At 74.8% G+C, this 25910-nt stretch carries 20 protein-coding genes; 10 read left to right on the forward strand and 10 right to left on the reverse strand.

What is annotated here, in order from left to right; genetic code table 11:
- Positions 1 to 23: 23 nt before the first annotated feature.
- Positions 24 to 404 carry a DUF5319 domain-containing protein gene (locus ACR9E3_RS25265; protein ID WP_460383452.1) on the reverse strand — a complete coding sequence of 127 codons (381 nt, stop codon included), beginning with the start codon at positions 402 to 404 and terminating at the stop codon, positions 24 to 26.
- A gap of 93 nt (positions 405 to 497) precedes the next feature.
- On the opposite strand from ACR9E3_RS25265, the gene guaB reads away from it, so the two are divergent.
- The 6 genes from guaB (at position 498) to ACR9E3_RS25295 (ending at position 10247) form a co-directional block, all read left to right on the forward strand.
- Complete coding sequence (guaB, locus tag ACR9E3_RS25270; protein WP_460383453.1) at positions 498 to 2003, forward strand: IMP dehydrogenase; 1506 nt, start codon at positions 498 to 500, stop codon at positions 2001 to 2003.
- A 16-nt stretch (positions 2004 to 2019) separates the two neighbouring features.
- Positions 2020 to 3156 carry a GuaB3 family IMP dehydrogenase-related protein gene (locus tag ACR9E3_RS25275; RefSeq protein WP_460383454.1) on the forward strand — a complete coding sequence of 379 codons (1137 nt, stop codon included), beginning with the start codon at positions 2020 to 2022 and terminating at the stop codon, positions 3154 to 3156.
- Positions 3157 to 3229: 73 nt separating this feature from the next.
- On the forward strand, positions 3230 to 5977 hold the full coding sequence (locus tag ACR9E3_RS25280; protein ID WP_460383456.1) for an ATP-binding protein: 2748 nt from the start codon (positions 3230 to 3232) through the stop codon (positions 5975 to 5977).
- Positions 5978 to 6115: 138 nt separating this feature from the next.
- Entirely contained in the window at positions 6116 to 6289 is a 174-nt protein-coding gene (locus tag ACR9E3_RS25285) for a hypothetical protein (RefSeq protein ID WP_285648655.1), read from the forward strand.
- Complete coding sequence (locus ACR9E3_RS25290) at positions 6286 to 6999, forward strand: hypothetical protein (protein WP_460383457.1); 714 nt, start codon at positions 6286 to 6288, stop codon at positions 6997 to 6999. Before ACR9E3_RS25285 ends, ACR9E3_RS25290 begins: the two co-directional genes overlap by 4 nt.
- Positions 6996 to 10247, forward strand: a complete 3252-nt coding sequence (locus ACR9E3_RS25295; RefSeq protein ID WP_460383458.1) for a bifunctional cytochrome P450/NADPH--P450 reductase — start codon at positions 6996 to 6998, stop codon at positions 10245 to 10247. The genes ACR9E3_RS25290 and ACR9E3_RS25295 overlap by 4 nt, the downstream gene beginning before the upstream one ends.
- Before the next feature lie 43 nt (positions 10248 to 10290).
- Here the strand turns inward: ACR9E3_RS25295 and ACR9E3_RS25300 are convergent, their stop codons facing one another.
- The 4 genes from ACR9E3_RS25300 to ACR9E3_RS25315 form a co-directional block, all read right to left on the reverse strand.
- Positions 10291 to 11457: an RtcB family protein gene (locus ACR9E3_RS25300; RefSeq protein ID WP_460383459.1), complete on the reverse strand. Its 1167-nt coding sequence runs from the start codon at positions 11455 to 11457 to the stop codon at positions 10291 to 10293.
- An 85-nt stretch (positions 11458 to 11542) separates the two neighbouring features.
- Positions 11543 to 12328 carry an IclR family transcriptional regulator gene (locus ACR9E3_RS25305; protein WP_460383460.1) on the reverse strand — a complete coding sequence of 262 codons (786 nt, stop codon included), beginning with the start codon at positions 12326 to 12328 and terminating at the stop codon, positions 11543 to 11545.
- A 48-nt stretch (positions 12329 to 12376) separates the two neighbouring features.
- Positions 12377 to 13609: an MFS transporter gene (locus ACR9E3_RS25310; protein WP_460383461.1), complete on the reverse strand. Its 1233-nt coding sequence runs from the start codon at positions 13607 to 13609 to the stop codon at positions 12377 to 12379.
- Between the two features lie 29 nt (positions 13610 to 13638).
- On the reverse strand, positions 13639 to 15192 hold the full coding sequence (locus tag ACR9E3_RS25315; RefSeq protein WP_460383462.1) for a bifunctional 3-(3-hydroxy-phenyl)propionate/3-hydroxycinnamic acid hydroxylase: 1554 nt from the start codon (positions 15190 to 15192) through the stop codon (positions 13639 to 13641).
- 94 nt (positions 15193 to 15286) lie between these two features.
- Here ACR9E3_RS25315 and ACR9E3_RS25320 point away from each other — a divergent pair, with 94 nt between their 5' ends.
- Entirely contained in the window at positions 15287 to 16246 is a 960-nt protein-coding gene (locus tag ACR9E3_RS25320) for an amidohydrolase family protein (RefSeq protein ID WP_460383463.1), read from the forward strand.
- A 29-nt stretch (positions 16247 to 16275) separates the two neighbouring features.
- Positions 16276 to 17331: a maleylacetate reductase gene (locus ACR9E3_RS25325; RefSeq protein ID WP_460383465.1), complete on the forward strand. Its 1056-nt coding sequence runs from the start codon at positions 16276 to 16278 to the stop codon at positions 17329 to 17331.
- Here the strand turns inward: ACR9E3_RS25325 and ACR9E3_RS25330 are convergent.
- From ACR9E3_RS25330 to ACR9E3_RS25340, 3 genes are all read right to left on the reverse strand, one after another.
- Entirely contained in the window at positions 17328 to 17966 is a 639-nt protein-coding gene (locus tag ACR9E3_RS25330; protein WP_460383466.1) for a maleylpyruvate isomerase family mycothiol-dependent enzyme, read from the reverse strand. The genes ACR9E3_RS25325 and ACR9E3_RS25330 overlap by 4 nt on opposite strands.
- Before the next feature lie 116 nt (positions 17967 to 18082).
- On the reverse strand, positions 18083 to 19399 hold the full coding sequence (locus ACR9E3_RS25335) for an FAD-dependent oxidoreductase (protein ID WP_460383468.1): 1317 nt from the start codon (positions 19397 to 19399) through the stop codon (positions 18083 to 18085).
- Positions 19396 to 20010 carry a PadR family transcriptional regulator gene (locus ACR9E3_RS25340; RefSeq protein ID WP_460383469.1) on the reverse strand — a complete coding sequence of 205 codons (615 nt, stop codon included), beginning with the start codon at positions 20008 to 20010 and terminating at the stop codon, positions 19396 to 19398. Before ACR9E3_RS25340 ends, ACR9E3_RS25335 begins: the two co-directional genes overlap by 4 nt.
- A 68-nt stretch (positions 20011 to 20078) precedes the next feature.
- On the opposite strand from ACR9E3_RS25340, the gene guaA reads away from it, so the two are divergent.
- A complete protein-coding gene (gene guaA, locus ACR9E3_RS25345; protein ID WP_460383470.1) occupies positions 20079 to 21650 on the forward strand; it encodes a glutamine-hydrolyzing GMP synthase in 1572 nt (523 codons plus the stop codon).
- A 76-nt stretch (positions 21651 to 21726) separates the two neighbouring features.
- The gene (locus ACR9E3_RS25350) at positions 21727 to 22848 is read left to right on the forward strand and encodes an aminotransferase class I/II-fold pyridoxal phosphate-dependent enzyme (RefSeq protein ID WP_460383471.1); all 1122 of its coding nucleotides are present in this window, start codon (positions 21727 to 21729) and stop codon (positions 22846 to 22848) included.
- Between the two features lie 73 nt (positions 22849 to 22921).
- On the opposite strand, the gene ACR9E3_RS25355 is transcribed toward ACR9E3_RS25350, so the two are convergent.
- Positions 22922 to 24238 carry an MFS transporter gene (locus ACR9E3_RS25355; RefSeq protein WP_460383472.1) on the reverse strand — a complete coding sequence of 439 codons (1317 nt, stop codon included), beginning with the start codon at positions 24236 to 24238 and terminating at the stop codon, positions 22922 to 22924.
- Positions 24235 to 25908, reverse strand: coding sequence for an amidohydrolase (locus ACR9E3_RS25360; RefSeq protein WP_460383473.1), 1674 nt, complete (start codon positions 25906 to 25908; stop codon positions 24235 to 24237). Before ACR9E3_RS25360 ends, ACR9E3_RS25355 begins: the two co-directional genes overlap by 4 nt.
- Positions 25909 to 25910 lie beyond the last annotated feature (2 nt).

Genomic DNA, 25910 nt, shown 5'->3' on the forward strand with positions numbered 1-25910 from the left:
AGCTCCGCTGCGCTCCGTGCGGCCTACTCGGCCAGCGTCGCGTCCGCGAACCCGCGGCAGTACTCCCACGTGACGTAGGCGGCGGGGTCGGGGTCGAACGGGGGCTCGTGCGGGCGCATGTGCCCCTCGTCGAGCAGCTGCTGCAGGCTCGCCCGCAGTAGGTCCCAGTCGTGGTAGTGCTGCTCGGAGCAGTCCTCGCAGTCGACGACCACGCCGCGGATGCCGCGCGGGGCGAGGAGGGCCTCGAACACCGCGAGGTCGCCGAGGTCGGCCACCACCTCGTCGCGCTCGGCGTCGTCGAGGGGAGCGTCGTCCGGGGCGTCGGCGTCCTGTCCCGAGAGCGCGCGGGCAGGGTCCGCGGGATCCCCCGCGAACGGATCGGGCGGCAACGCTTCGTAGGCCACGACCAGCAATTTACCCGCGTGGCGGCGCGCGTCACCCAGCGGCGGTCCGCGCGCCCGGGGGACTGCTCCGACGGGCGGACTACGATCGGTGTCATGGTGCTGACGGAGCCCGGTCTGCCCGAGAAGTTCGCGTTGCTCGGACTCACCTTCGACGACGTCATGCTCCTGCCGGGCGAGTCGGACGTCGTGCCCTCCGAGGCGGACACGTCGGCCCGACTCACCCGTCGGGTGACGCTGCGGGTGCCCCTGGTGAGCTCGGCGATGGACACGGTCACCGAGTCGCGCATGGCGATCGCGATGGCCCGCCAGGGCGGGATGGGCGTGCTGCACCGCAACCTCCCGGCCGAGGCGCAGGCCGCGCAGGTCGAGGTCGTCAAGCGTTCCGAGGCCGGCATGGTCACCGACCCCGTGACGTGCTCGCCGGACGACACGCTCGCCGACGTCGACGCGCTCTGCGCCAAGTTCCGCATCTCGGGTCTGCCCGTCGTCGACGAGGCCGGGCGCCTGGTCGGCATCATCACCAACCGGGACATGCGCTTCGAGGTGGACCACTCGCGTCGCGTGCGCGAGGTGATGACCGCCGAGGACCTCGTCACCGCGCAGGTCGGCGTCACCGCCGAGGCCGCGCTGGGCCTGCTGCGCCGCCGCAAGATCGAGAAGCTGCCGCTGGTCGACGGCGCCGGGATCCTGCGCGGGCTCATCACCGTCAAGGACTTCGTCAAGACCGAGCAGTACCCCCTCGCCACGAAGGACCCCGACGGGCGGCTGCTCTGCGGCGCCGCGGTGGGCGTCGGCGACGACGCGTGGTCGCGGGCCATGGCGCTGGTCGACGCCGGCGTGGACGTCCTCGTCGTCGACACCGCGCACGGGCACTCGCGGGCGGTCACGGCGATGGTGGCCAAGCTCAAGAACGAGCTGGGCGAGCGGGTCGAGGTCGTCGGCGGCAACGTGGCCACCCGGGCGGGTGCGCAGGCGCTGGTCGACGCGGGCGCCGACGCGGTGAAGGTGGGCGTCGGGCCGGGCTCGATCTGCACCACGCGGGTCATCGCGGGGGTCGGCGTCCCGCAGATCACCGCCATCCACGAGGCCGCGGCCGCGGCCTCGCCCGCCGGGGTGCCGGTGATCGGCGACGGGGGACTGCAGTCCTCGGGCGACATCGCGAAGGCGCTGGCGACGGGCGCGGGCACCGTGATGCTGGGCTCGCTGCTCGCGGGCACCGCCGAGACCCCGGGCGACCTGGTGCTGCTCGACGGCAAGCAGTTCAAGACCTACCGCGGCATGGGCTCGCTGGGCGCGATGCGCAGCCGCGGGCAGCAGGGCTCGTACTCCAAGGACCGCTACTTCCAGGACGACGTCCTCTCCGACGACAAGCTGGTGCCCGAGGGCGTCGAGGGCCGCGTACCCTTCCGGGGGCCCCTCGCCCAGGTGGCCCACCAGCTCGTCGGCGGTCTGCGGGCGGCGATGGGCTACACGGGCGCGCGGACCATCGCGGAGCTGCAGCGCGCGCACCTCGTCCGCATCACCGCGGCCGGGCTCGCCGAGTCGCACCCGCACCACGTCACGATGACCGCCGAGGCCCCGAACTACGGGGCGCGTTAGTTCAGGGAGCTCCGCCGTGCGCGAGCAGGTCGAGATCGGGCGGGGCCGCAGCGCCCAGCGCAGCTACGTCTTCGACGACCTCGACATCGTCCCCTCGCGGCGGACGCGGTCGTCGTCGGCGGTGTCCACCGCGTGGCAGCTCGACGCCTACCGGTTCGAGCTCCCGCTGCTGACCCACCCCACCGACGCGGTCGTCAGCCCGGCCACCGCGGCGCGGGTCGGCGAGCTGGGCGGGCTGGGCGTGCTCAACGCCGAGGGGCTCTGGGCGCGGCACGCGGAGGCGGAGAAGGCGCTGGCCGAGGTCGTCACCCGCGCGGCCACCGACCCGGCCGAGGCCGTCGCCGAGCTGCAGCGCCTGCACGCCGCCCCGGTCCAGCCCGCGCTGCTCACCGAGGCGCTCGAGCGCATCCGCTCCGCGGGCGCCACCGTCGCGGCGCGCGTGAGCCCGCAGCACGCCCGCGAGCTCACGCCGACGCTGGTCGCCGCGGGCGTCGAGGTCCTCGTCGTGCAGGGCACGATCATCTCGGCCGAGCACGTCTCGGGGGAGGAAGGGGAGGCCGAGGGCCCGCTGGACCTCGAGGACTTCATCGAGGCGCTCGACATCCCCGTCGTCGCGGGCGGCGTCGGCGACTACCGCACCGCGATGCACCTCATGCGCACCGGCGCGGCCGGCGTCGTCGTCGGGTACGGGCAGGCGGCGGCGACGTCCACCGACGCGGTGCTCGGCATCGGGGTCCCGATGGCCACCGCGCTGGTCGACGCCGCGGCCGCCCGCCGCGACTACCTCGACGAGACCGGCGGGCGCTACGTGCACGTCATCGCCGACGGCGCCATGAGCACCTCGGGCGACATCGCCAAGGCCATCGCCTGCGGGGCCGACGCCGTGATGCTCGGCGAGCAGCTCGCCGCCGCGGAGGAGGCGCCGGGCGCGGGCTGGTACTGGACGCCGGCCGCCGCGCACCCCAACCTGCCGCGCAGCGGCATCACCCGCGTGCCGACCGTCGCCCCCGATCTCGCAACGGTGCTCACCGGTCCGGCCCGCTCCGGTGCGGGGACGATGAACCTCTTCGGCGCCCTGCGCCGCGCCATGGCGAAGACGGGCTACTCCGACCTCAAGGAGTTCCAACGCGTCGGGCTCTCCGTGCGCCGCTGACGCTCGGCAACCGGGTGATGCCACTCGGAAGTGTTCCTGGACAGGAGGCGAAGGGTGCGTTGTCGTCTGAATCATGACGACGCGCCCGGAGCTGCTGGGGCCCCGGCGCGTCCTGACGAGGTCCGTCTTCGTCGGTCGGCGTGCGTCGCTCGAGGTCGTCGAGGCCGCCTGGGAGGAGGCCCGCGCGGGACGGCCGGGGGTCGTGTGGGTGGAGGGCGAGGCCGGGACGGGCAAGACCGCGTTCCTCGCGCACGCCGTGGCCGGACGCCGGACGGCGGTGACGCTGTCGGCCACCGGTGACGCGGCCGAGACGACCCTGGTGCACGGGCTGCTCGACCAGCTCACCGCGGAGCTGCCGCCCGGGCTCGCGGACCGGTTCCCGCTGCTGCGCCCCGACCGCGACCCGCGGGCCGACCCCCTCGCCGTGGGGGCGGACCTGCTGGGCGCGCTGGGCGCGGTGCCGGGGGACGACCCCGTGCTGGTGGTGCTCGACGACCTGCAGTGGGCCGACGCGGCGTCGGTGCGGGCGCTCGTGTTCGCGCTGCGGCGGTTGCGTCACGACCGCGTCCTCGTCCTCGCCGGTGTCCGCGTCCCCGGGGCCGATCCCGACGACGCACCCGCCGACGCCTGGTGGGAGCGGCTGCCCGCCCCGGGCCGGGGGGTGCACCGGATCCGGCTCGAGGGCTTGGACCCGGCCGAGCTCTCGGAGCTGGCGGCGGCGATCGGGCGTCCGCTGGGGTCCACCGGGGCCGCCGAGCGGCTGTGGCGGCACACGCTCGGGCACCCCCTGCACGCCCGCACCCTGCTCGAGGAGCTGCCCGCCGAGGTCCTCGCCGGCACCACCGACGTGCTGCCGGCACCGCGCAGCCTCCCGTCGGTCGTGCTCGTGCGTCTGGCGCGGGCCACGCCGGCGACGGAGGCGCTGGTGGTCGCGACGTCCGTGCTCGGCGAGAGCGCGCCGCTGACCCTCGCCGCCGCGGTCGCCGGGCTCGACGACCCGGCGCCCGCCCTCGACGAGGCCGTCGAGCTGGGCCTGCTCACCGAGCGGCCGGGCGGGCCGCCGGCCCGCATCGGGTTCGTGCACCCGCTCGTGCGCGCCGCGGTGCGCGGTGACCTGCCCCCGGCGCGGCGCCGGGCCCTGCACGCCGCCGCCGCCGGACTGCTGGCGGGGCGCGCGGCCCTCGACCACCGCGTCGCCGCGGCCGCGGGACCCGACCCCGGGCTGGCCGCCGAGCTCGAGGCGCTGGTCGCGGAGCCGGGCGCCGGGCTCGCCGGCACCGAGGCGGCGGACCTCCTGCGGGCCGCCGCGGACCTGTCCACCGACCCCGACGACCGCGAGCGCCGGGTGCTGGCCGCCGCGTCACGGCTGCTCGCGGACGGGGAGGTCGCGCGGGCCGTCGCGCTGGAGGAGGCGGTCGAGGCGTGCCGGCCCGGGCCCTGGCGGACCGCGGTGCTCGGTCAGCTCGCGCTCTTCGCCGGGCGCTTCGCCCTCGCGCGCGAACGGCTCGAGGCCGCCGTGGCCACCGACCCCGAGGGGCCGGGCGACGGGCGCCCGGGCGACCGGGCGCGGGCGGGCGCGGCGGCGCACCTCGCCCTGCTGCACCTGCTGGCCGGTGACGCGCAGCGGGCGGTGGCGACGGCGGGGGTCGCGCTGGCGCACCACGCGCGCGGCGACGACGTCCGCCTGCCCGGCGGCCTGGCGATGGTGCTCGGGCTGGCGGCGGGCGGGCAGGGCGGTGCGGCCCGGGGCATCCTCGACGGCGTCGCGGACCGGGCGGCGGCGGACGGCCACCCGACGCCGGCGGACGTGCTGGTGGTGCGCGGGGTGCTCGCCACGCTGGCCGGCGACGACGCGGCCGCGGCCGTGGACCTCGACGAGGCGGTGCGTCGCGGGCGGGCGGGCGAGCCGGTCCGCGGCCTGGCGCTGGCGCTGGCCTACCGGCCGGCGGTGCAGGACCGTGTCGGCGCACCGGACGGAGTCGTCGAGGGCTTCGAGCTGGCGGTCACCCTCGCCCGCGACGGCGGGACGACGCTGGCCGGGGCCCTGGCGCACGCCTTCGCCGCCGAGGCCTTCGCGGTGCGGGGCCGGACCGACGACGCGCGCGCCCACCTCGCGGCCGCCGCCGAGATGGGCCCCCGGTGGTGGGGGATCGAGGTGTGCACGGCGATCGCCGCGGCCGTGCTCGCCGAGGTCACCGACGACCCCGACGCCGTCCTGCGCGCGCTCGTGCCGACGCGGGCGTCACGCGCGCTCACCGACGGCCTCGGGATGCTCGCGCCGCGCACGCTGGAGATCGATGCGCTGATCACGCTGGGGCGGGTCGAGGAGGCGAGCGCCGCCCTCGCCGAGCTGGGGACGCGGGCGACGGGCCGGCACGCCGTCGACGCCGCCCGGCTGCACGCGCGGCTCGGGGGCTCCGCCCCGGTGCCCGACGGCGTCGTCGCGCCGCACGCCCTCGCCCGGCTGGAGGCCGAGACCGGCCGCGGGCTGCTCGCGGCCGGCGAGCGCCGGGCCGGCGTCGACCTCCTGCGCGGCGCGCGGGACACGCTCGCCCGCCTCGGCGCGGCGCCGTGGCGCGCCCGCTGCGACGCGCTGCTGCACGGCGCCGGGCTCACCCCCGCGGGCGCGCAGGAGGCGCTCGGCCTCACCCCGCACGAGGAGGCCGTCGTCGCCCTCGTCACCCGCGGCCTGACCAACCGCGAGGTGGGGCGCGACCTCTTCATCACCCCGCGCACCGTCGCCTACCACCTGAGCAACGTCTACGCGAAGCTCGGCGTCGCCTCCCGCCGCGAGCTCCAGGTGCGGCTGCGGCGCATGTGAGCACTTCGGAGTGCTGGGGCACTCCGAAGTGCTCACATGCGCCGGAGGCGCACCACTGGAAGGCCGACTGGAACGTCCGGCCGGGGTGGGCGATCACCCGGTCGGCGCACCCTCGACGACGTCGAGGAGGAGGCCCCCATGCACCTGACGGTCGATCTCCTCCGCACGGCCGACGGGCGTCTGGAGGGCACCGTGATCACCGAGACCGGCCGCGAACAGGCCTTCTCGGGCACGCTCGACCTGCTGCGGATCCTCGAGGACCTGCAGCCCGAGCGGCCCGGCCCCGCCGGCACCGACCGGTGGTCGTCGTGACGCCGGCGAGCCCGCGGTTCGCCGCGATCATGGGCGTCGTGTTCGCCGCCCTCTTCGTGGCGGCGATGCTGACCGTGAACAACGTCCCGCACCTCGGCGCGTCGGACACCGACTACGGCTCCTTCTACGGCGGCGCGGGCGACACGGTGGTCACGGCCGTCGCGATCTATCTCGTGCCCCTGGCGGGGATCGCCTTCCTCTGGTTCGCGGTCGCGCTGCGCTCGGTCCTCGACGCCCTCGAGTCGGACCCGTCGGCCATCGCCCACGGGCTGAACCTGCTGTCGGCGGTCCTGTTCGTCACCCTCCTGTTCGCCGGGACGGCGGCCGTCGCGACGCCGGTCCTGCTGACGACGATCGGCGGCGGCGCGCCCCTCGACCCGGACATCGCGCGGGGGCTGTCCGCGCTCGGCTACGGCCTCGTCTTCCTGTTCTCGGTCCGCGGCGCGGGCATGTTCGCGCTGACCACGACGGGGATGCTGCGCGCCGCGGGCGTCATGCCGCGCGGGGCCGCGATCGTCTCCTACCTCCTCGCGGCCTGGCTGCTGCTGACCGCGACCGACCACCCCGCGAGCCTGCTCGTCCTGCCGGCCTGGGTGCTGCTCGTCGCCGTCGTGCTGCTGCGCCTCGACCGCCACCAGCGACGCGTGTCCGCGGAGCCGGCGGCGACCCCTGAACCCACCCCCGTCCCGGCCCCGAGGAGCGAGCCATGACCACCACCCCCGCCGCGCCCGCGCACTCGCTCGCCGACATCCCCGGGCCGAAGCCGCTGCCGATCATCGGCAACGCCCGCGACATCGACACGACGCGGCTGATCCAGAGCGTGATGGAGCTGGCGGAGCAGTACGGCCCGATCTTCGCGATCCACACACCGAGCGGCGCGTCGTACGTCGTCTCCGGGCTGGAGATGGTCCAGGACCTGTGCGACGACGCCCGCTTCGACAAGCTCGTCGGGTCCGGCCAGCGCGAGATCCGCAAGACCCACCAGAGCGCCGGGCTGTTCACCGCGGACACCGCCGACCCGCTGTGGAAGTCCGCGCACGACATCCTGCTGCCCAGCTTCTCCACCTGGGCGATGAAGGGCTACCTCGACCCGATGGTCGACATCGCCCAGCAGCTGATGCTCAAGTGGGACCGGCTCAACCCCGACGAGCCGATCGACGTCGCGGCGGACATGACCCGGCTGACGCTCGACACCATCGCGCTCTGCGGGTTCGGGTACCGGTTCAACTCGTTCTACCGCGACTCCCAGCACCCGTTCGTCGAGGCGATGATGGCGACCCTCGCCGAGAGCAACAAGCGCCAGCGGATGTTCCCGGCGCAGATCAAGCTGCGGCGGGGCGCGCAGAAGCGCTTCGTGGCCAACGGCAAGTTCATGGACGACACGATCGAGAAGATCGTCCAGGAACGGCGGGCGTCCGGGGAGCCGGGCAGCGACCTGCTCGGACACATGCTCGTCGGCACCGACAAGCAGGGGAACACGCTGCCCGACCACAACATCGTGGCGCAGTGCGGGACCTTCCTCATCGCCGGGCACGAGACGACGAGCGGGCTGCTGTCCTTCGCCGTGTACTACCTGCTCAAGAACCCCGACGTCGTCGCCCGCGCCCAGGAGGAGGTCGACCGCGTCCTCGGCACCGACCCGGACGCGGCGCCCACCGTCGCGCAGATCGGCCGGCTCGGCTACATCCGCCAGATCCTCGACGAGACCCTGCGGCTCTGGCCGACCGCGCCCGCGTTCACCCGCCAGGCGCGGCAGCCCGGCGAGACCGTCGGCGGGTACGGCCCGTTCGACCCGGGCACGTCGGTCATCGCGCTCACGCCGATGCTGCACCGGCTCACCGAGGTCTGGGGCCCGGACGCGCGCGAGTTCAACCCCGACCACATGGCCCCCGAGCGCGTCGACGCGCTGCCCCCCAACGCCTACCGGCCGTTCGGCTCGGGGCAGCGGGCCTGCATCGGGCGGCAGTTCGCGCTGCAGGAGGCGACGCTCGTGCTCGGGATGCTGCTGCAGCGCTTCGAGCTGGTCGACCACGCGGACTACCAGCTGAAGATCAAGGAGTCGCTGACCATCAAGCCGCAGGGGCTGACGATCACCGTCCGGCCCCGGGAGGGACGGACCTGGGGCTCGGCACCGCGCCCGGCGGCCGTGACCGCGGCCGAGCCGCGCCCGGCGACGCTGGCCGTCGCGCCCTCGGACCGGCACGGCACGCCGCTGCTCGTGCTGTTCGGCTCCAACCTCGGCGCCGCCGAGGACCTCGCCACCCGCATCGCCCGCGAGGCGACCGACCGCGGCTACACCGCCCGGACCGCGGCGCTCGACGAGGCCGTCGGCGAGCTGCCGACCGAGGGCGCCGTCGTCGTCGTGACGTCGTCGTACAACGGCGAGCCGCCGGACAACGCCGCGAAGTTCTGCGCCTGGCTGGACTCCGACGCCGCTTCCGCGACCGGGGTGCGGTTCACGGTCTTCGGGTGCGGCAACCGCGACTGGGCAGCGACCTACCAGGCCGTCCCGACCCGCGTCGACGCCGGACTCGAGGCCAAGGGCGGGGCGCGCGTGTACCCGCGCGGCGAGGGCGACGCCCGCGGTGACTTCGATGCGCAGTTCGAGGACTGGTACGGCGGGCTGTGGGACGCCCTCGGGGCCGCGCTCGGGCTCGACGCGGCGTCGACGGCCACGGCCGCGGGCGGGCCGCGCCTCTCGGTGGTGCTCGAGCAGCGCCGCACCGCGAGCCCCGTGCTGCAGTCCTACCGGGGTCAGGCGGCCACGGTGCGGATCAACCGCGAGCTCACCGCCCGCGCGGGGACGCCGGGCGGGCGGTCGGTGCGGCACCTCGAGATCGCGATGCCGGCCGGCGCCACCTACGGCACCGGCGACCACCTCGGCGTCCTGCCCCGCAACCCGATCGGCCTGGTCAACCGGACCATCGCGCGCTTCCGTCTCGACGGCGGGCAGTTCGTGACGCTGACGGCGAGCGGGAGCGCGCCCACCCATCTGCCCGTCGGCGAGCCGTACCCGCTGCTCGCGATCCTCGCGGGCTGTGTCGAGCTGCAGGACGTAGCGAGCCGCGCCGGGCTCGCGGCGATGGCGGCGGCGATGCCGGCCGGGACGGAGCGCGACGGGCTCGCCGCGCTCGCCGGCACCGACGACGACGCCAAGGCGGCGTACCGCGAGCAGATCGCCAAGCCGCGGCGCACGCTGCTCGAGCTGCTCGAGGCGCACCCGGACTGCGAGCTGGCGTTCGCCGACTTCCTGGACCTCCTGCCGCCGCTGCGCCCGCGCTTCTATTCGATCTCGTCGTCGCCCCAGGCGTCGTCGGACGTCGCGCTGACGGTCGGCGTGCTGGAGGGCCCGGCGCGGGCCGGCGACGGGACCACCTACCGCGGCGTGTGCTCGGGCCACCTCGACGACGTCCCCGAGGGCGGCACCGTGTTCACGTTCGTGCGCAGCCCCAGCATCGCGTTCCGGCCGCCGGAGAACCCGCACGTCCCGATGATCATGGTGGGGGCGGGGACCGGGATGGCGCCGTTCCGCGGGTTCCTGCAGGAGCGGGAGTCGCTGCGCGCCAAGGGCGTGCCGATCGCGCGGTCGCTGCTGTTCCTCGGCTGCCGCGACCCGGAGGACGACCTGCTCTACGCCGACGAGCTCGCGGCGTTCGAGAAGGCGGGCGTCGCGACGCTGTACCCGGCGTACTCGCGGGTGGCGGGCTATCCGCACCGGTACGTCCAGCACGCCCTCGAGGCCGCCGCCGACGACGTGTGGGCCGCGATGCAGCACGACGCCGTGGTCTACGTGTGCGGCAACGCCTCCACCATGGCGCCGGGCGTGCGGGCCGCGCTCGTCGCGGTGTTCCGGGCGAAGACCGGCGCGGGCGAGGCCGACGGCGAGGCCTGGCTCGCCGGCCTGCGGTCCTCGGGCCGGTACCTCGAGGACATCTGGGGCGACGCGGCGGTGGTGTAGGCGCGGGGCACCACCGCCGTCCCGCCGGGCGCGCTCAGAGGGCCTACGTGCCCTTGACGTTCACGATCTGCCGCAGCGTGTGCCGGACCTCGACGAGGTCGGCCGCGTCGGCCATGACCACGTCGACGTCCTTGTACGCGGCGGGGATCTCGTCGAGGAACGCGTCGGTGTCCCGGTACTCGATCCCGACCATGGCCGCCCGCAGCTGGTCGTGGGTGAAGGTCGCGCGGGCCTTCGTCCGCGAGTACGCCCGCCCCGCGCCGTGCGGTGCGCTGGTCAGCGACATCGCGTCGCCCTTGCCGGTCACCACGTACGACGCGGTGCCCATCGACCCCGGGATCAGGCCGGCGCGCCCCGTCGACGCGTCGATGGCTCCCTTGCGCGACACCCACACCTGCTCGCCGAAGTGGGTCTCCTGCGCGGTGTAGTTGTGGTGGCAGTTCACCCGCTCCTGCTCCACCACGTCGGTGCCGACGAACTCCGCCGTCTGCCGGACCACCCGGTCCATCATCTCGTCACGGTTGAGCAGCGCGTAGTGCTGCGCCCACCGCAGCTCGCGGATGTAGGTCCAGAACTCCTCGGTGTCCTCGGTGAGGTACGCGAGATCCCGGTCGGGCAGCTCGACGGCGGCGCAGGCCTCGCGGGCCACGGCCGTGTGCCGCTGCGCGATCCTGTTGCCCACGCCCCGGGAGCCGGAGTGCAGGAACAGCCACACCCGGTCCTGCTCGTCGACGGTGACCTCGATGAAGTGGTTGCCGCTGCCCAGCGTGCCGAGCTGCGCCTCCCACCCCTTCTTGTCCCGCGACGGGTCGAACCCGGCCTCCTCGGCCATGGCCGTGAGCTCCTCGACCCGTGGCACCGAGGTGGCCACGACCTTGCGGTTGTGGTGCCCGGCGCCCAGCGGGACCGCGCGCTCGATGGCCTCCCGCAGCGGGGCGAGCGAGCCCTTCTGGTGGAGCTGTCCGACGTCGAACTGCGTCCTCACCGCCGCCATCCCGCACCCGATGTCGACGCCCACCGCCGCCGGCATGATCGCCCGCAGCGTCGGGATGACGGAGCCCACGGTCGCGCCGCGGCCCAGGTGCGCGTCGGGCATCAGTGCCAGGTGCGGGCGGATGAACGGCATCCTCGCCGTGCGCTCGGCCTGCTCGCGCGTGCCGGCGTCGAGGATCGACGCCCAGTTGAGCAGGCGGTCGCTGATCTTCTCCATGGTCCGGTCGTCTCCCCTCCGCGGCTCGGGTGCCGTCGGCCCGGGTCGAGACGGTAGCCAGGCCGCCGGGCGCGGCGCCCCGGATTTACGCGGCGCCGAGCTCGGCGGACATGGCCGCGGTCGCCTCCACCAGCGCGGCGGTGACGTCACGCAGCACCGCGTCGGTGGCCGCCCGCTCGGGCAGCGCCAGCGCGACGACCAGCGGCAGCGAGTCGCCGGTGGTGAGCACCGGGGCCGCGACCGAGGCGATGCCCGGGATGACGCCGCCCGAGGTCAGCGCGTGGCCCCGCCGGCGCACCTCCTCGACGATGCGGTCGACCTCGGCGGCGGTGTGCTCGCCGGTGTCGGCCTGCTGCGCGAGCAGCACCGGCTCGGTGAGCGAGCGGGGCAGGTGGGCGAGGTAGACGCGGCCGACCGACGACGTCAGCAGCGGCATCGTCGCCCCGACCCGCACCGTGATCGGCAGGGCGTAGGCGCCGTAGTCCCACCGCACGATGACCGGGCCGTGGTCGCCCCAGACGGCGAGGTTCACGGCGTGACCCGTCCGGTCGCGCAGCCCCGGGATGTACTGCGAGACCAGCCCGACCTCGTCCATGCGCCGCAGCGACTCGGCGCCGAGCCGGCGCAGCGCCGGCCCCATGTCGTAGAGCCCGGAGCTGCGCGACTGCGCGACGAGACCGGCCCGCCCCAGGCTGACGAGGTAGCGGTGGGCCTTGCTCGGGCCCATGTCGCTCGCCTGCGCGATCTGGGTGAGGCTCATCGGGCCGCCGCCGCTCTCGAGGGCGGTGAGCACGGTCATCGCGATCTCGACCGACTGGATGCCCTGGCGGGAGGCGCCCGCCGCCGGTTCGGGGTCGTCCTCGCCGGCCATGGCGCCGACCCTAGTCACGGCCACCGCCGCGGACGTCGGCCGCGGTCCTCAGGCGCTGACCCGGGCCGTGTCGGGGTCGCCCTCCGCCGCCCGGGCGCGGACCGCCGGCACCGCGGCGGCGAGCAGCGCGCCGAGGACGCCGGGGACGGCGAACAGGTAGAAGTTCCACGCCACCCCGAGACCGGAGGACAGGATCGCGGCCCCCACGAGCGGGCCCGTGATCGCGCCGAGGCGCCCGACCGAGAGGGCCCAGCCGATCGCGCGGCCGCGCAGCTCCGGCGGGTGGTGGCCGACGATGAACGCGTTGACCAGCGCCTGCGACCCGATGAAGCCCAGGCCGCTGACGAACATCAGCAGGAACAGGAAGCCCAGCGCGGGACGGGCGCTCATCACGAGCAGGCTCGCGGCGCCGGCGAGGAACGCGACGGCGACGACGGGCTTGATGCCGACCCGGTCGGCGATCCGGCCGCCGAGCACCATGCCGACGCCCGCGCCGACCCACATCGCCGCCGTCTGCAGCAGCGAGGACCCGAGCGAGTAGCCGGCCTTCTGCATGATCGTCGGGAGCCACGTGCTGATGCCGAAGACGAGCAGCAGGCCGCAGAACGACATCGCCCAGAACAGCAGCGTCGTGCCCCACCGGCCGCGGGCGAGCAGCGGGCGCAGACCCAGGAGGTCGCCGCGGCGGGGGCCGTCGGCCTCCTCGTGCACCGGGCTCTCCGGCAGCATCCGGAAGGCGAGCGGGAGCAGCAGCAGGGCCGGCGCGGCGCCGATGACGTAGATCCAGCGCCAGCTCGCGTCGCTCAGCAGCGCGGCCCCGAGCAGCGGCGCGAGCAGCGCCCCGCCCGCGTAGCCGGACATCATCAGCCCGACGTTGCGGGCGCGGCGCCCCGGCGCGGACAGGTCGGCGACGTAGGCGGTCACGGTCGGCAGGACGATGCCGAGCCCGATGCCCACGGCGAGACGGGCCGCCCCGAAGAGGGCGAAGGTCGGGGCGAGCGCGCAGACGAGCATGCCCAGCGAGAACAGGGCGGCCCCGCCGAGCAGCAGGCGCCGGCTCCCCGCCCGCCGGATCGTCGCCCCGCAGACCGCGGCACCGACCAGCATGCCGATGGCGACGAGGGAGCCGACCGTGCCGGCCGCGGTCGTGTCGGCGCCGATCGCCCCGTCCTTCAGCAAGGACGGGACGGTCACGCCGTAGCACGCGAGGTCGTAGCCCTCGAGCGCGGCGAAGCCCGCCGAGAGGACGAGGATGAGGCGTTCGGTGGGTGGGGCGGACATCGGCACTCCTGGCGGCTCTGGCGGGAGGGTCAGCGGATGAGCGCCGGGGCGGGCGCGCCGAGGGCGGCGGCCAGCTCCCGGGCGAGGGCGTCGGTGGTGGCCGCGTCGGGCGCGGTGCCGAAGACGTAGAAGTCGGGCCGGACGGCGACGGCGACGGCGTCGTGCGCGGCGAGCCACGCGAGGTGGGTGTGCTCGGCGTCGACGACGTGGTCGGGGGCGGCGACGCCGGACCCGTGCAGCGGGACGACACGGACGCCGACCTCGGCGAGGGCGTCGGCGACCCCCGCGTCGAGGACGACCCGGCGGGCGTCGAGCAGCAGGTGCCCGCCGGCGCCCACGACCTGGTCGAGCCGGTCGCGCGTCGTGCCGTCGTCGACGACGCCCTGGGCGACGAGCTCGCCGCGCCCCGGGCCCGACGCCGTCGAGAGCAGGCCGTCCACCAGGCCGGGGAACGCGATCTTCTCGGGGTGCTGGTCAGCGGCCCGGCGCGCGAGCAGGACGCGGTCGCGCTCGGCGGCGCGCTCGGGGTCGCGCACCGTCTGCTGGCGGCCGAGCTCGATGCCCTTCTCGATCACGGCGCGGACGTGGGGCTCGCGCTCCTGCTGGTACGTGTCGAGCACCTCGTCGCCGCGCCGGCCGCGCAGGACGGCGTCGAGCTTGAACGCGATGTTCTGGGCGTCGCGGACGCCCGAGCACATGCCCTGCCCGAGGAACGGCGGCATCTGGTGCGCGGCGTCGCCGGCGAGCAGGACGCGCCCGACGCGCCAGCGGTCGGTGACCAGCGAGCGGAACGTGTAGGTGGCGACGCGGATGAGCTCGGCATCGTCGGGCGAGAGCCAGCGCCGTGTCCGTGCCCAGACCTTCTCCGGGTCGCGCTCGACCGCGAAGTCCCCGGCCGAGTCGAGCATGTAGCTGAACCGGTGGTGGCGCGGTCCGAGCGAGATGATCGAGGTGGGGCCGGCCGGGTCGCCGACCTGGCGTGCCGTCGGCACCGCGGGCGGGGCGGACGGGTCGCGGAAGCGGAAGTCGCAGACCATCCAGGGCTCGGAGAACCCGTAGTCGTCCATCGTCCGGCCGAGCGCCTTGCGCACGAAGCTGTTGCCGCCGTCGCAGGCGATCACCCAGCGGGCGCGGACGGTGTGGTCGCGGTCGACCTCCAGCTCGACGTGGTCGCCGTGGTCGGTCAGCGCCGTCACGGGGCTGGCGAGGCGGACGTCGACGCCCGCGTCGCGGACCCGGCGGTCGAGCGCCTCCTCGAGCTGCGGCTGGAACATCATGTACCACTCGGCCCAGCCGCTGCGGCCGGTCTCGGCGAAGTCGTGCTCGAGGAGCAGCTCGCCCGCCGCGTTCCGCCACTCGTAGTTGCGCTGCACGTGGATCGTCGGGAGCAGCTCCGCCGCGATGCCGATCCGCGCGAACGTCCGCATCGTCTCGTCGTCGAAGATCGCCGCGCGCGGCAGGTTGTACAGCCCGGCGTAGCGCTCCAGCACGACGACGCGGTGGCCGGCGGCGCCGAGCAGCGCGGCCGTCGCCATCCCGACCGGCCCGTAGCCCACGACGGCCACGTCGACGGTGTCCTCCACGGGGCCTCCTTCTGTGAGGTTTGACACCGCCGAACGCTAGGTTTCATCATTGGGGAAGTCAATGCGCGATGGTGAAAACAGGAGCGAGGGCAGGATGCGGACGATCGGGCTGGAAGAGCACTTCGTGACCGCGGAGCTCGCCGCGTACGGCGCGGGTACCGCGACGATCGCGGAGCCGCACGTCTGGGAGGAGATGTCGCGCCGGCTGCTCGACCTCACCGGGGCGCGGCTCGAGCGGATGGACGCGGCGGGTCTCGACGTGCAGGTCCTCTCGCTGAACTCGCCGGGCCTGCAGGCCGAGCCGGACGCCGCGCTCGCCGTCTCCCGCGCGGCGGCGGTCAACGACCTGCTCGCGTCGACGATCGAGGCGCACCCGACGCGCTTCGCCGGGTTCGCCGCGCTGCCGCTGCAGGACCCGCAGGCCGCGGCGAAGGAGCTGGAGCGCTCGGTCACCCAGCTCGGGCTGCGCGGCGCGCTGGTCAACGCGCACACCCTCGGGCGCTACCTCGACGACCCCGAGCTGCGGGTGGTCTGGGAGTACGCCCAGGGTCTCGACGTGCCGCTCTACCTGCACCCGGCGAACGGCGTCGACGCCGCCCACGTGCTGTCCGGGCACCCGGAGCTCATCGGCCCGATGTGGAGCTGGGGCACCGACACCGCGTCGCACGCACTGCGCCTGATCTTCTCCGGGGTGTTCGACGACTTCCCGGAGGCGACGCTGCTGCTCGGGCACATGGGCGAGGCGCTGCCGTTCACCCTGTGGCGCCTGGACTCCCGGTGGGACTTCCACGCCCACCACGGCATCGAGCTCGCCCGCGGGCGACCGTCGGAGTACCTGCGCCACAACCTCTACATCACGACCAGCGGCGTCTGCTCCGCCGCGCCGCTGCTGTGCTCGCTGCTCGCGCTGGGCGCCGACCACATCCTGTTCGGCACCGACTACCCCTTCGAGGAGATGGACGTCGCCACGGAGTTCCTGCGCACGGCGCCCATCAGCGAGGCCGACCGCGCGAAGATCGCCCACGGGAACGCCGAACGGCTGCTGCGGCTCTGACGCGCCGTGGCCGACGTAGCTTGGGTGCCGTGAGCACCTCCTTCGTCCACGACGCCCTGCCGATGCGCGTGGTCTTCGGCCCCGGGCGCCTCGCCGAGCTGGGCGAGGAGGTGGCGCGGCTCGGGCTGCGGCGGGTGCTGGTGCTGGGCACGCCGGAGCAGGGCGCGACGCTGCAACGGGCGGTGGACGGGCTCGGGGACCGCGCCGCGGGGGTGTTCGCCGAGGCCCGCCAGCACGTGCCGGCCGAGATCGCCGCCGCGGCGGCCGACCGGGCCCGCGAGCTCGACGCCGACGGTGCCGTCGCGGTGGGCGGCGGGTCGTCGGTCGGGCTGGGCAAGGCCGTCGCGCTGCGCCACGGGCTGCCGGTCGTCGCGGTGCCGACGACGTACGCCGGCTCGGAGATGACCCCGATCTGGGGGCTCACCGAGGACGGCGTCAAACGCACCGGGCGCGACCGCGCCGTGCTGCCGCGCAGCGTCGTCTACGACCCCGAGCTCACGCTCACGCTGCCGGTCGGGCTGTCGGTGACGAGCGGGCTCAACGCCGTCGCCCACGCGGTCGAGGCGCTGTGGGCCCCGGACGGCACGCCGATCACCGCGGTGATGGCCGAGGAGGGGGCGCGGTCGCTGCTGGCCGCGCTGCCGACGGTCGTCGACCGTCCCGACGACCTCGATGCGCGGTCCGGGGCGCTGCAGGGCGCGTGGCTCTGCGGCGCGGTGCTCGGGGCGACGACGATGTCGCTGCACCACAAGCTCTGCCACGTCCTCGGGGGCTCGTACGGCCTGCCGCACGCCGAGACCCACGCCGTCGTGCTGCCGCACGTCGTCGCCCACAACGCGCCCGGGGCGCCGGCCGCGGTGGCGGCGCTGGGCCGGGCGCTCGGCGTGGGTGCCGACGCCGACACCGTCACGAAGGCCCTGGCCACCCGGGCCCGCGACCTCGGGGCGCCGACGTCCCTGGCCGCGATCGGGATGCCCGCCGACGGCCTGCCCGACGTCGTGGAGCAGGTGCTCGCCGCGCCCTACGCGAACCCGGTGCCGGTGACGCGGGAGAGCCTCACCGCGTTGCTCTCCGCGGCGTTCTAGAGGCGCTCGCGCAGGGTCGCCACCCCCGGACCTTCGAGGTCGTCGAGGTAGGCCTGTCTTCCGGCCAGGGCCATCACCAGCGCGAGCGTCGGGCCGCTGACCTCGGGGCCGTCGCCGGCGGTGAACGGGCCGTCGGTGGCGCGCAGGCGCAGGTCGGTGCTCACCGTCTTCCCGGCGACGGTGAAGTCGCGGCTCGCGAAGAACGTCAGCACCGGTGTCGTGACCTCGGGTGACGGGCCGTTCGCGATCCCGAGCGGACGCCGGACGTCGGCACCGTGGACCACCACCTCGCCGAGCCACGCCGCGGTCGGGCCCCACGTCGACGTCGTGCTGTCGGCGATCGCCCGGAACCGCGCGAGGGTCTCTGCGGGCGTGGCCCCGCGGTGCTCGGCGAGCCGCCGGGCGTTGTGGAGATCGAAGTCGAACCGGGCGCCCAGAACGCTGCGCATCCAGCGCCACCGCCCGATGCTCGCGGCCGCGGTGAGGTGGGCGACGGTCTCCTCGACGGTCCAGCGGTCGCAGAGCGAGGGGGTCGCCCACTGCGCGGCGGTGAGCCCGGCGAGGTCGTCGGCGAGGGCGGTGCGCTCGGTGTGGGCGGCGGCCCAGAGATCGGCGGCGTCGGTCGTCACGGTCATGGGGGTCCTTCCTCGCGGGGCGGGGGTTCCGGGTGTGACGGCCGGGCGCGCCGGAACTCATCGGCTGATATGTGAGCGAACTTTGGGCCTATAGGCCCAGAGTTCGCTCACGTAGGTCAGACCAGCTCGGAGTCACGGACCTTCTGCATGCCGCGGGCCATGCGTCGCTTGGCCGGCGGGATGCGGTCGATCACGCGCATGCCGGTGCGCTGCGCCATCACCGACAGCGGCCCGATGACCGGGCGCCGGGCGGTCCCGTTGTCGTTCATGAACTCCAGCGACTCGCGCACCGCGAGCGAGGAGTACCGGCGCATGAGGTCCTCGTACTCGCCGATGCCGTCGAGGAGGGCCATCTCCCCGTCGCGGACCCGGACGAGGCGGTCGCGCAGTTCGCGGGCGTCGCGCAGCGCGGTGTTGGCGCCCGCGCCGCGACCCGGGGTCATGGTGTGGATCGCGTCGCCGACCATCGTCACCGTGCTCGGCGTCCACGCCGGCACCGGATCGGCGGTGCGGATGCCCAGGGCCACCGTCGATCCGGGGTCGGCGGTCGCGATCAGGTCGAGCCAGCGCGGGTCCCAGCCCTCGCTGAGCTCGCCGGCCAGGGCGAGGGCGTCGGCGCCGGTGCGCTCGAGGAGGTCGGGGGGCGCGATCGACCGCGACGTCGTGATGGCCCAGGAGACGTAGTCGGTGGTGTTGTCGAAGCGCAGGCCCGGGTAGCGGGCGATGAGCTCCTCGTCGCTATGGCTGCCCCAGGGCATCCGGACCATGTGCGTGATCCCGAACTGGCCGCGGCGGTCGAAGTACATGCCGAAGCCGTGGCGGACCTGGTCGGGCACCAGCTGCTCGGAGCGTTCGGTGAGCAGCGTCTTGCCGCCGAGGGCGACGAGCCCGGTCTCGGTGTGCGTCGCGTGCGGCAGGTACTGGCGGCGCACCCGCGAGCTCGCGCCGTCGGCGCCGACGAGCAGGTCGCCGGTGTCCTCGCTGCCGTCCTCGAAATGCGCCGTGACCTTCCCGTCGGCGTGCTGGGTGTAGTGCGTGAACCGGCGGTCGAACGTGATGACGTCCTCCATGCCCGTGAACAGCACCTGGCGCAGCGTCATCCGGCTGACGTTGTGCTCGCTGTCCTCGGGAGCGCCCGAGGTGTGCGGGAGGTCGGCGAAGTCGATGCTGATCAGCGGCCGGTACCGCTCGGTGAGCATCGCGAGCGTCGTGTACGGCGCCGCGGTGGTGGCCACGAACGTCGCGAAGAGCTCCGGGTCGAGGCAGGCCTTGAGCGCGCGGGCGCCGTTGGGCGAGATGCCGACGCGGTAGCCGTGCAGCCCGCTGGTGCGTGTGCGGTCGCGCTCGTGGACCGCGACCTCGATGCCCGCGCGCCGCAGCCCGTGCGCGAGGCACATCCCGCCCGTCCCGGCGCCGATGATGATCACCTTCATGATGTGTCCTCCCCGCCGGCGTCCATCCGCCGGGCGATGTCCAGCAGCTCGTCGCGGTCCCAGGTCAGGGCGCCGGAACGCAGGTCGTCGAGGAGGCCGGCCAGGCAGCTGACGTCGGCCTCGAGGTGGGCGATGGCGTACTCGTTGTCGAGCAGCACGACCCGGGGCAGCACGCCGGCCACGTGGTCGCGCTCGCGACGCTGTCGCTCGAGCTCGCCGCGGCGGTCCGACAGGCGCAGCGCGAGCGCGTCGGCGGCGACCTCGGGGTCGAGCAGCGGGAGGTACGAGAGCGCCGCGGTGAACTCCGCGAACTCGTGGCGGGGCGCGGTGAGCATGTCGAGGGTCCACGTGACGGCGAGCTCGCGGCCCGCGTCGGTGGCGGCGTAGACGGTGCGCTCCGGGCGCGCAGACGCGCGTTCGGTGCCCTGGGCGGCCAGCAGCCCGTCGCGCACCAGGCGGTCGATCGTCTTGTACAGCTGCGAGCGCTGGCCGACGTTGACGACCTGGTCCTTGCCGCGTTCCCGCAGGAGCTGCTGCATCCGGTACGGGTGCATGGGCTCCTCCGCGGCGAGGGCGAGGACGGCGAGGGCGAGGCCGGAGCGCTGAGTCATGGTGTCGCAGAGACTAGTGTCGTCGACACTAAGACGGCAAGGATGCCGCAACAATCGCGTTCTGGAGAATGGAGCGCGTGACCGCCAGTGGGGAGCGCCCCGTCCTCGTCGTCGACTACGGCGCCCAGTACGCGCAGCTCATCGCCCGCCGGGTGCGGGAGGCGCAGGTGTACTCCGAGGTCGTGCCGCACGCGATGCCGGTCGACGAGATGCTCGCCCGCGACCCGGCCGCGATCGTGCTCTCGGGCGGACCGGCGAGCGTGTACGAGGACGGCGCGCCGAGCGTCGACCCGGCGCTGTTCGACGCCGGGGTGCCGGTGTTCGGCATCTGCTACGGCTTCCAGCTCATGGCCGGCGCGCTGGGCGGCACGGTCGCGCACACCGGCGATCGCGAGTACGGGCGCACCGAGCTCGCGGTCGCGGGCGAGCCGGGGCGTCTGCACACCGAGCTGCCCGACGCCCACCCCGTGTGGATGAGCCACGGCGACGGCGTCACGAAGGCGCCCGAGGGCTTCACGGTCACCGCGTCCACGCCGGGCGCCCCGGTGGCCGCGTTCGAGGACGTCGGCCGCCGGTTCGCCGGCGTGCAGTACCACCCCGAGGTCGGGCACTCGCCGCACGGCCAGGAGGTGCTGCGCCGCTTCCTGCGCGACGTCGCCGGGGTCGACGCCGACTGGAACACCGCCAACATCATCGACGAGACGGTCGCCGCGGTCCGGGCGCAGGTCGGGCCCGAGGGGCGCGCGATCTGCGGGCTCTCCGGCGGCGTCGACTCCGCCGTCGCCGCGGCCCTCGTCCAGCGCGCGATCGGCGACCGCCTGACCTGTGTCTTCGTCGACCATGGGCTGCTGCGCGAGGGCGAGCGGGCCCAGGTCGAGCGCGACTTCGTCGCCGCGACCGGCGTCGACCTCGTCACCGTCGACGCCGAGGAGACGTTCCTGCGCGAGCTCGACGGCGTCGTCGACCCGGAGGAGAAGCGCAAGATCATCGGACGCGAGTTCATCCGCGCGTTCGAGGGCGCGGCCCGGTCGGTCAGCGAGGGCAAGGGCGCGGACCTCCTCGTCCAGGGCACGCTCTACCCCGACGTCGTCGAGTCCGGCGGCGGGTCGGGCGCGGCGACGATCAAGTCGCACCACAACGTCGGCGGCCTGCCCGACGACCTGCAGTTCTCGCTGGTCGAGCCGCTGCGCGCGCTGTTCAAGGACGAGGTCCGCAAGGTCGGCGCGGAGCTCGGGCTGCCCGAGACGATCGTGCGCCGCCAGCCGTTCCCGGGCCCCGGGCTCGCGATCCGGATCATCGGGTCGGTCGACGCGTCACGGCTGGCCACGCTGCGCCGGGCCGACGCGATCGCGCGCGAGGAGCTGACGTTCGCCGGGCTGGACCAGACGATCTGGCAGTGCCCCGTGGTGCTGCTCGCCGACGTCCGCTCGGTGGGGGTGCAGGGCGACGGCCGCACCTACGGCCACCCGGTGGTGCTGCGGCCGGTCTCCAGCGAGGATGCGATGACCGCCGACTGGACGCGCCTGCCCTACGACGTGCTCGAACGCATCTCGACGCGGATCACCAACGAGTGCGCCGAGATCAACCGCGTCGTCCTCGACGTGACCAGCAAGCCGCCGGGGACGATCGAGTGGGAGTAGGTGCGCTGCGCGCAGGTGAGCACTTTCTGGTGCTATGGGCCGCGAAAGTGCTCACGAGACCGGAGGTCACCTCCTGATGGCCGAGACGATCTTCAGCGAGATGTCCCGGCTGGCGGCCGAGAACGACGCGATCAACCTCGGTCAGGGCTTCCCGGACACCCCGGGGCCGCTCGAGGTCGTCGACGCCGCCGTCGCCGCCATGCACAAGGGCTGGAACCAGTACCCGCCGGCGGTGGGCATCCCGTCGCTGCGCCGCGCGATCGCGGATCACCAGCGCCGCTGGTACGGCCTCGACGTCGCCGCGGACGGCGGGGTCGTCGTGTGCTCGGGGGCGTCGGAGGCGCTGTCGTCGGCGATGACGGCGCTGCTGCGCTCCGGCGACGAGGTGATCGCGCTCGAACCGTTCTACGACCTGTACGGGGCGACGGCGACGCTGCTCGGCGCGACGCTCGTGCCCGTGCGCATCCACGCGCCCGACTACGCGGTGGACGAGGCGGCGCTCCGCGCGGCGGTGACCGAGCGGACGCGGATGATCGTGCTGAACACGCCGCACAACCCGACGGGGGCGGTGCTCTCGCGGGCGGAGCTGCAGTCGATCGCGGACGTGGCGATCGAGAACGACCTGGTCGTGCTGGCCGACGAGGTCTACGAGCACCTCGTCTTCGACGACAACACCCACATCCCCATCGCGACCCTGCCGGGCATGTTCGAGCGCACGATCACCGTCGGCTCGGGCGGCAAGACGTTCTCGGTGACCGGCTGGAAGATCGGCTGGGCGACGGGCCCCGCGGACCTGGTCGAGAAGGTCCTCGGCGTCAAGCAGTGGTTCTCGTTCGCCGCCGGCACCCCGCTGCAGCACGGCATCGCCACCGGCCTCGACCTGCCCGACGACCGCCTCGCGCACCTCGGCGACGACCTCGCCCGCAAGCGCGACCTGCTCACCGACGGCCTGCGCGAGCTCGGCCTCGAGGTGTTCGGATCGAAGGCGACCTACTTCGTCACCGCCGACGTCGCGCCCCTGGGCGTCACCGACTCGCTCGAGTTCTGCCGCACCCTGCCCGAACGCGTCCGCGTCGCCGCGGTGCCGAACCAGGTCTTCCACGCCTCGCCCGTCGGCGTCGAGACCCAGGTCCGCTTCGCCTGCTGCAAACGCGACGAGATCCTCGCCGACGCCCTCCTGCGCCTCCGCAAGCTGTAGCGGGGTTTGTCAGCGAAGTGCCGTCGCAGACGCTCAGCGTCCGTATCGGTACTTCGATCACCCAGGTCGAGGGTCAGACCCGCGGTGCCGCGACGCCCTCGACGGTCATCTCCGCGTCGGACACGTAGAGCCGCGGCGCCGCGAGGCCGCTGACGACGGTCACGAGCGCGAGCCCGACCAGCAGCAGCCCCGGCGCCCAGGAGCTGCCGCCGGCGGCCGCGAGCACGGCGGTGGCCGCGAGGGGCACGAAGCCCGACGCGATCCCGGCGATGTTGGCCGCGAGCGCGATGCCGCTGTAGCGCAGGCGCGCCGGGAACAGCCGCGCGAGCAGGTCGCCGGAGACCGCGTAGGGGATCGAGAGCATCGCGACCCCGACCGTCACCCCGACGACGACCGCGACGGCGTTGCGCGTGTCGAGCAGCCAGAACATCGGCAGCGCGACGAGCGCGGACGCGACCCCGCCGGCGACGGTCACGCGCGCCGAGCCGAAGCGTTCCGCCAGGCGTCCGCCCAGCACCAGCACGCCGATCTCCACGACGGCCGCGACGAGCGTCGCGCCGAGCACCAGCGGGCGCGGCAGGTCGAGGTCGCCGGTCGCGTAGCTGATGACGAACGTCGTGGCGAGGTAGAACCCGCCGACTCCGAGCAGCGCCGACCCGGCCCCGACGAGCAGCGCAGGCCAGGCCCGCACGACGACCTCGCGCACCGGCGCGGAGGCGCGGGCGTCCTCGGCGAGCAGGCGGTCGAACAGCGGCGACTCCTCGACGCGCCGGCGCAGCCACAGGGCGACACCGAGCAGCGGGAACGCGATCAGGAACGGGATCCGCCAGCCCCAGGCGTCGAAGTCGTCGGGCGGCAGCAGCGCGACCAGCAGGAACGCGCCGGACGACAGCAGCGTGCCCACCGGCGACCCGATCTGGGGCATGGCGGCGTAGCGCCCGCGCTGCTCGGGCGGCGCGTGCTCGACGGCGAGGGTGATCGCGCCGCCCCACTCGCCGCCGACGGCGACGCCCTGCAGGAGCCGCAGCAGCGTCAGCAGGATCGGCGCCGCGACGCCGATGTCGGCGAACCCGGGCAGCACGCCGATGACCCCGGTGACCGCGCCGATCATCACGACGGTGATCAGGAGGCAGGCCCGGCGCCCGATCCGGTCGCCGAGGTGGCCGAAGACGATCCCGCCGAGGGGGCGGGCGACGAAACCGACCGCGAACGACGCGAACGCGGCGGCCGTGGCGACGACGGCGTCGTCGGTCGCGAAGAACAGGCGGTTGAACACCAGCGACGCGGCGGTGCCGTAGAGGAAGAAGTCGTACCACTCGAGGGCGGTGCCGACGAACGCGCCGACGGCGACGCGGCGGGCGTCGGCGGCGGTGGGGGTGGGGTTGCTCATGAGGGTTCTCCGTCGGGCGGCAGGCCCAGGACGTCCGCGCCGTGGGTGGCGCGTCCGGCCCGGAGGGTGGCGACGACCTCGATGTCGCCGATGCGGTCGTGCTCGACACGGGTGACGTCGTCGCCGAGGACGACGAGGTCGGCGGCGAAGCCGGGCGCCAGGCGCCCGCGGACGTCCTCGTCGCCGGCGATCCAGGCGGCGTCGACGGTGGAGGCGCGCAGCGCGGTCTCCGCGTCGACGGCCTCGTCGGGGCCGAGCGTGCGTCCCGAGGACGTGCGGCGCTGCACCATCGACCGGATGCCCCGCAGCGGATGTCCGTCGCCGACGCAGGGCCGGTCCGAGCTCGCGGGCACCCGCAGCCCGGCGCGCAGGAAGGACGCGTGGCGGTAGAGCAGGTCGGCGCGCTCGTCGCCGACGGCCGCCGCCATCGAGTCCCCGATCTCGTACAGGAACCGGGCCTGCGGGATCGGCGTGACGCCGAGGGCGGCGAGGCGGGCGAGCGCGGCGTCGCCGACGACACCGGCGTGCTCGAGGCGGTGTCGTGGCGGGCGCACCCCCGGCCACGGGCGGGCGGCCGCGTCCTCGAACGCGTCCAGGGCGGCGTCGACGGCGCGGTCGCCGATGGCGTGCGCGGCGACCGTCCATCCCCCGGCGACGGCCTCGACGACGGCGGCGTGCAGGACCTCCGGGTCGTCGCCGAGGTAGCCCGCGTGCTCCCGGTCCGCGAACGGCTCGTGCATCGCCGCGGTGCGCGAGCTGAGCGCCCCGTCGAAGAAGATCTTCATGGGCCCGATGCGCAGGTCCAGGTCGCCGAGGCCCGGGCGCAGGCCCAGGTCGAGGCCGCGGCCCGGCCCGCCGGGGACGTCGTGCAGGACGGAGGTCTCGGGCATGAGGTCGACGCGCACGGCGAGGTCGCCGCGCTCGCGGGCGAGCTGGTAGGCCGCGAGCTCCCGGGGGGAGCGCCCGATCCACCCGCCGCCGATGCCGGCCTCCGTGACGTGGGTGAGCCCCTGGGCGGCGAAGACCGCGGTGGCGCTCGCGATCGCGTCGGCCAGGTCCTCGACGGAGTAGGGACGCAGGAGGTCGCCGGCGAGGGCCTGCGCGGCCTCGAGCAGGACGCCCGTCGGGTCGCCGTCGGGATCATCGGCAGGGTCGCGGACCACGACGCCGCCGGCCGGGATCGCCGCGGAGCCGTCCAGGACGCCGGCGCGCCGCAGGACCTCGGTCGACACCGCGCACACGTGCGCGGAACGGTGCTTGAGCCACACCGGCCGCCCGCCGCCCGCGCGGTCGAGCGCACGCCGGTCCGGCGAGCCGCCGAGGGCGACGTCGTCGTAGCCGCTGCCGACGACGAACGCGTCCGGTCCGAGCCCGGCGGCCCGCTCCGCGACGGCGTCGTAGAGGGCGTCGAGGTCGGGCAGGCCCGCCAACGGGATCTCCGCGAGCGACTGCCCGAACCACGCGGCGTGCTGGTGGGCGTCGTCGAACCCGGGGACCACCGTGGCGCCCCCGGCCCCGACCACCCGCCGGGCACGCACGCCGGCGGGGAGCTCCCCGTCGTCGAGGACGGCCAGGACGCGACCGTGGTGCACGGCCACGGCGCGTCCCCGCGGGTGGGCGTCGTCGAGGGTCAGGACGTCGGCGTCGCGCAGCAGAAGATCGATCTCCACGG

This window comes from Actinomycetospora sp. C-140, assembly GCF_054796175.1.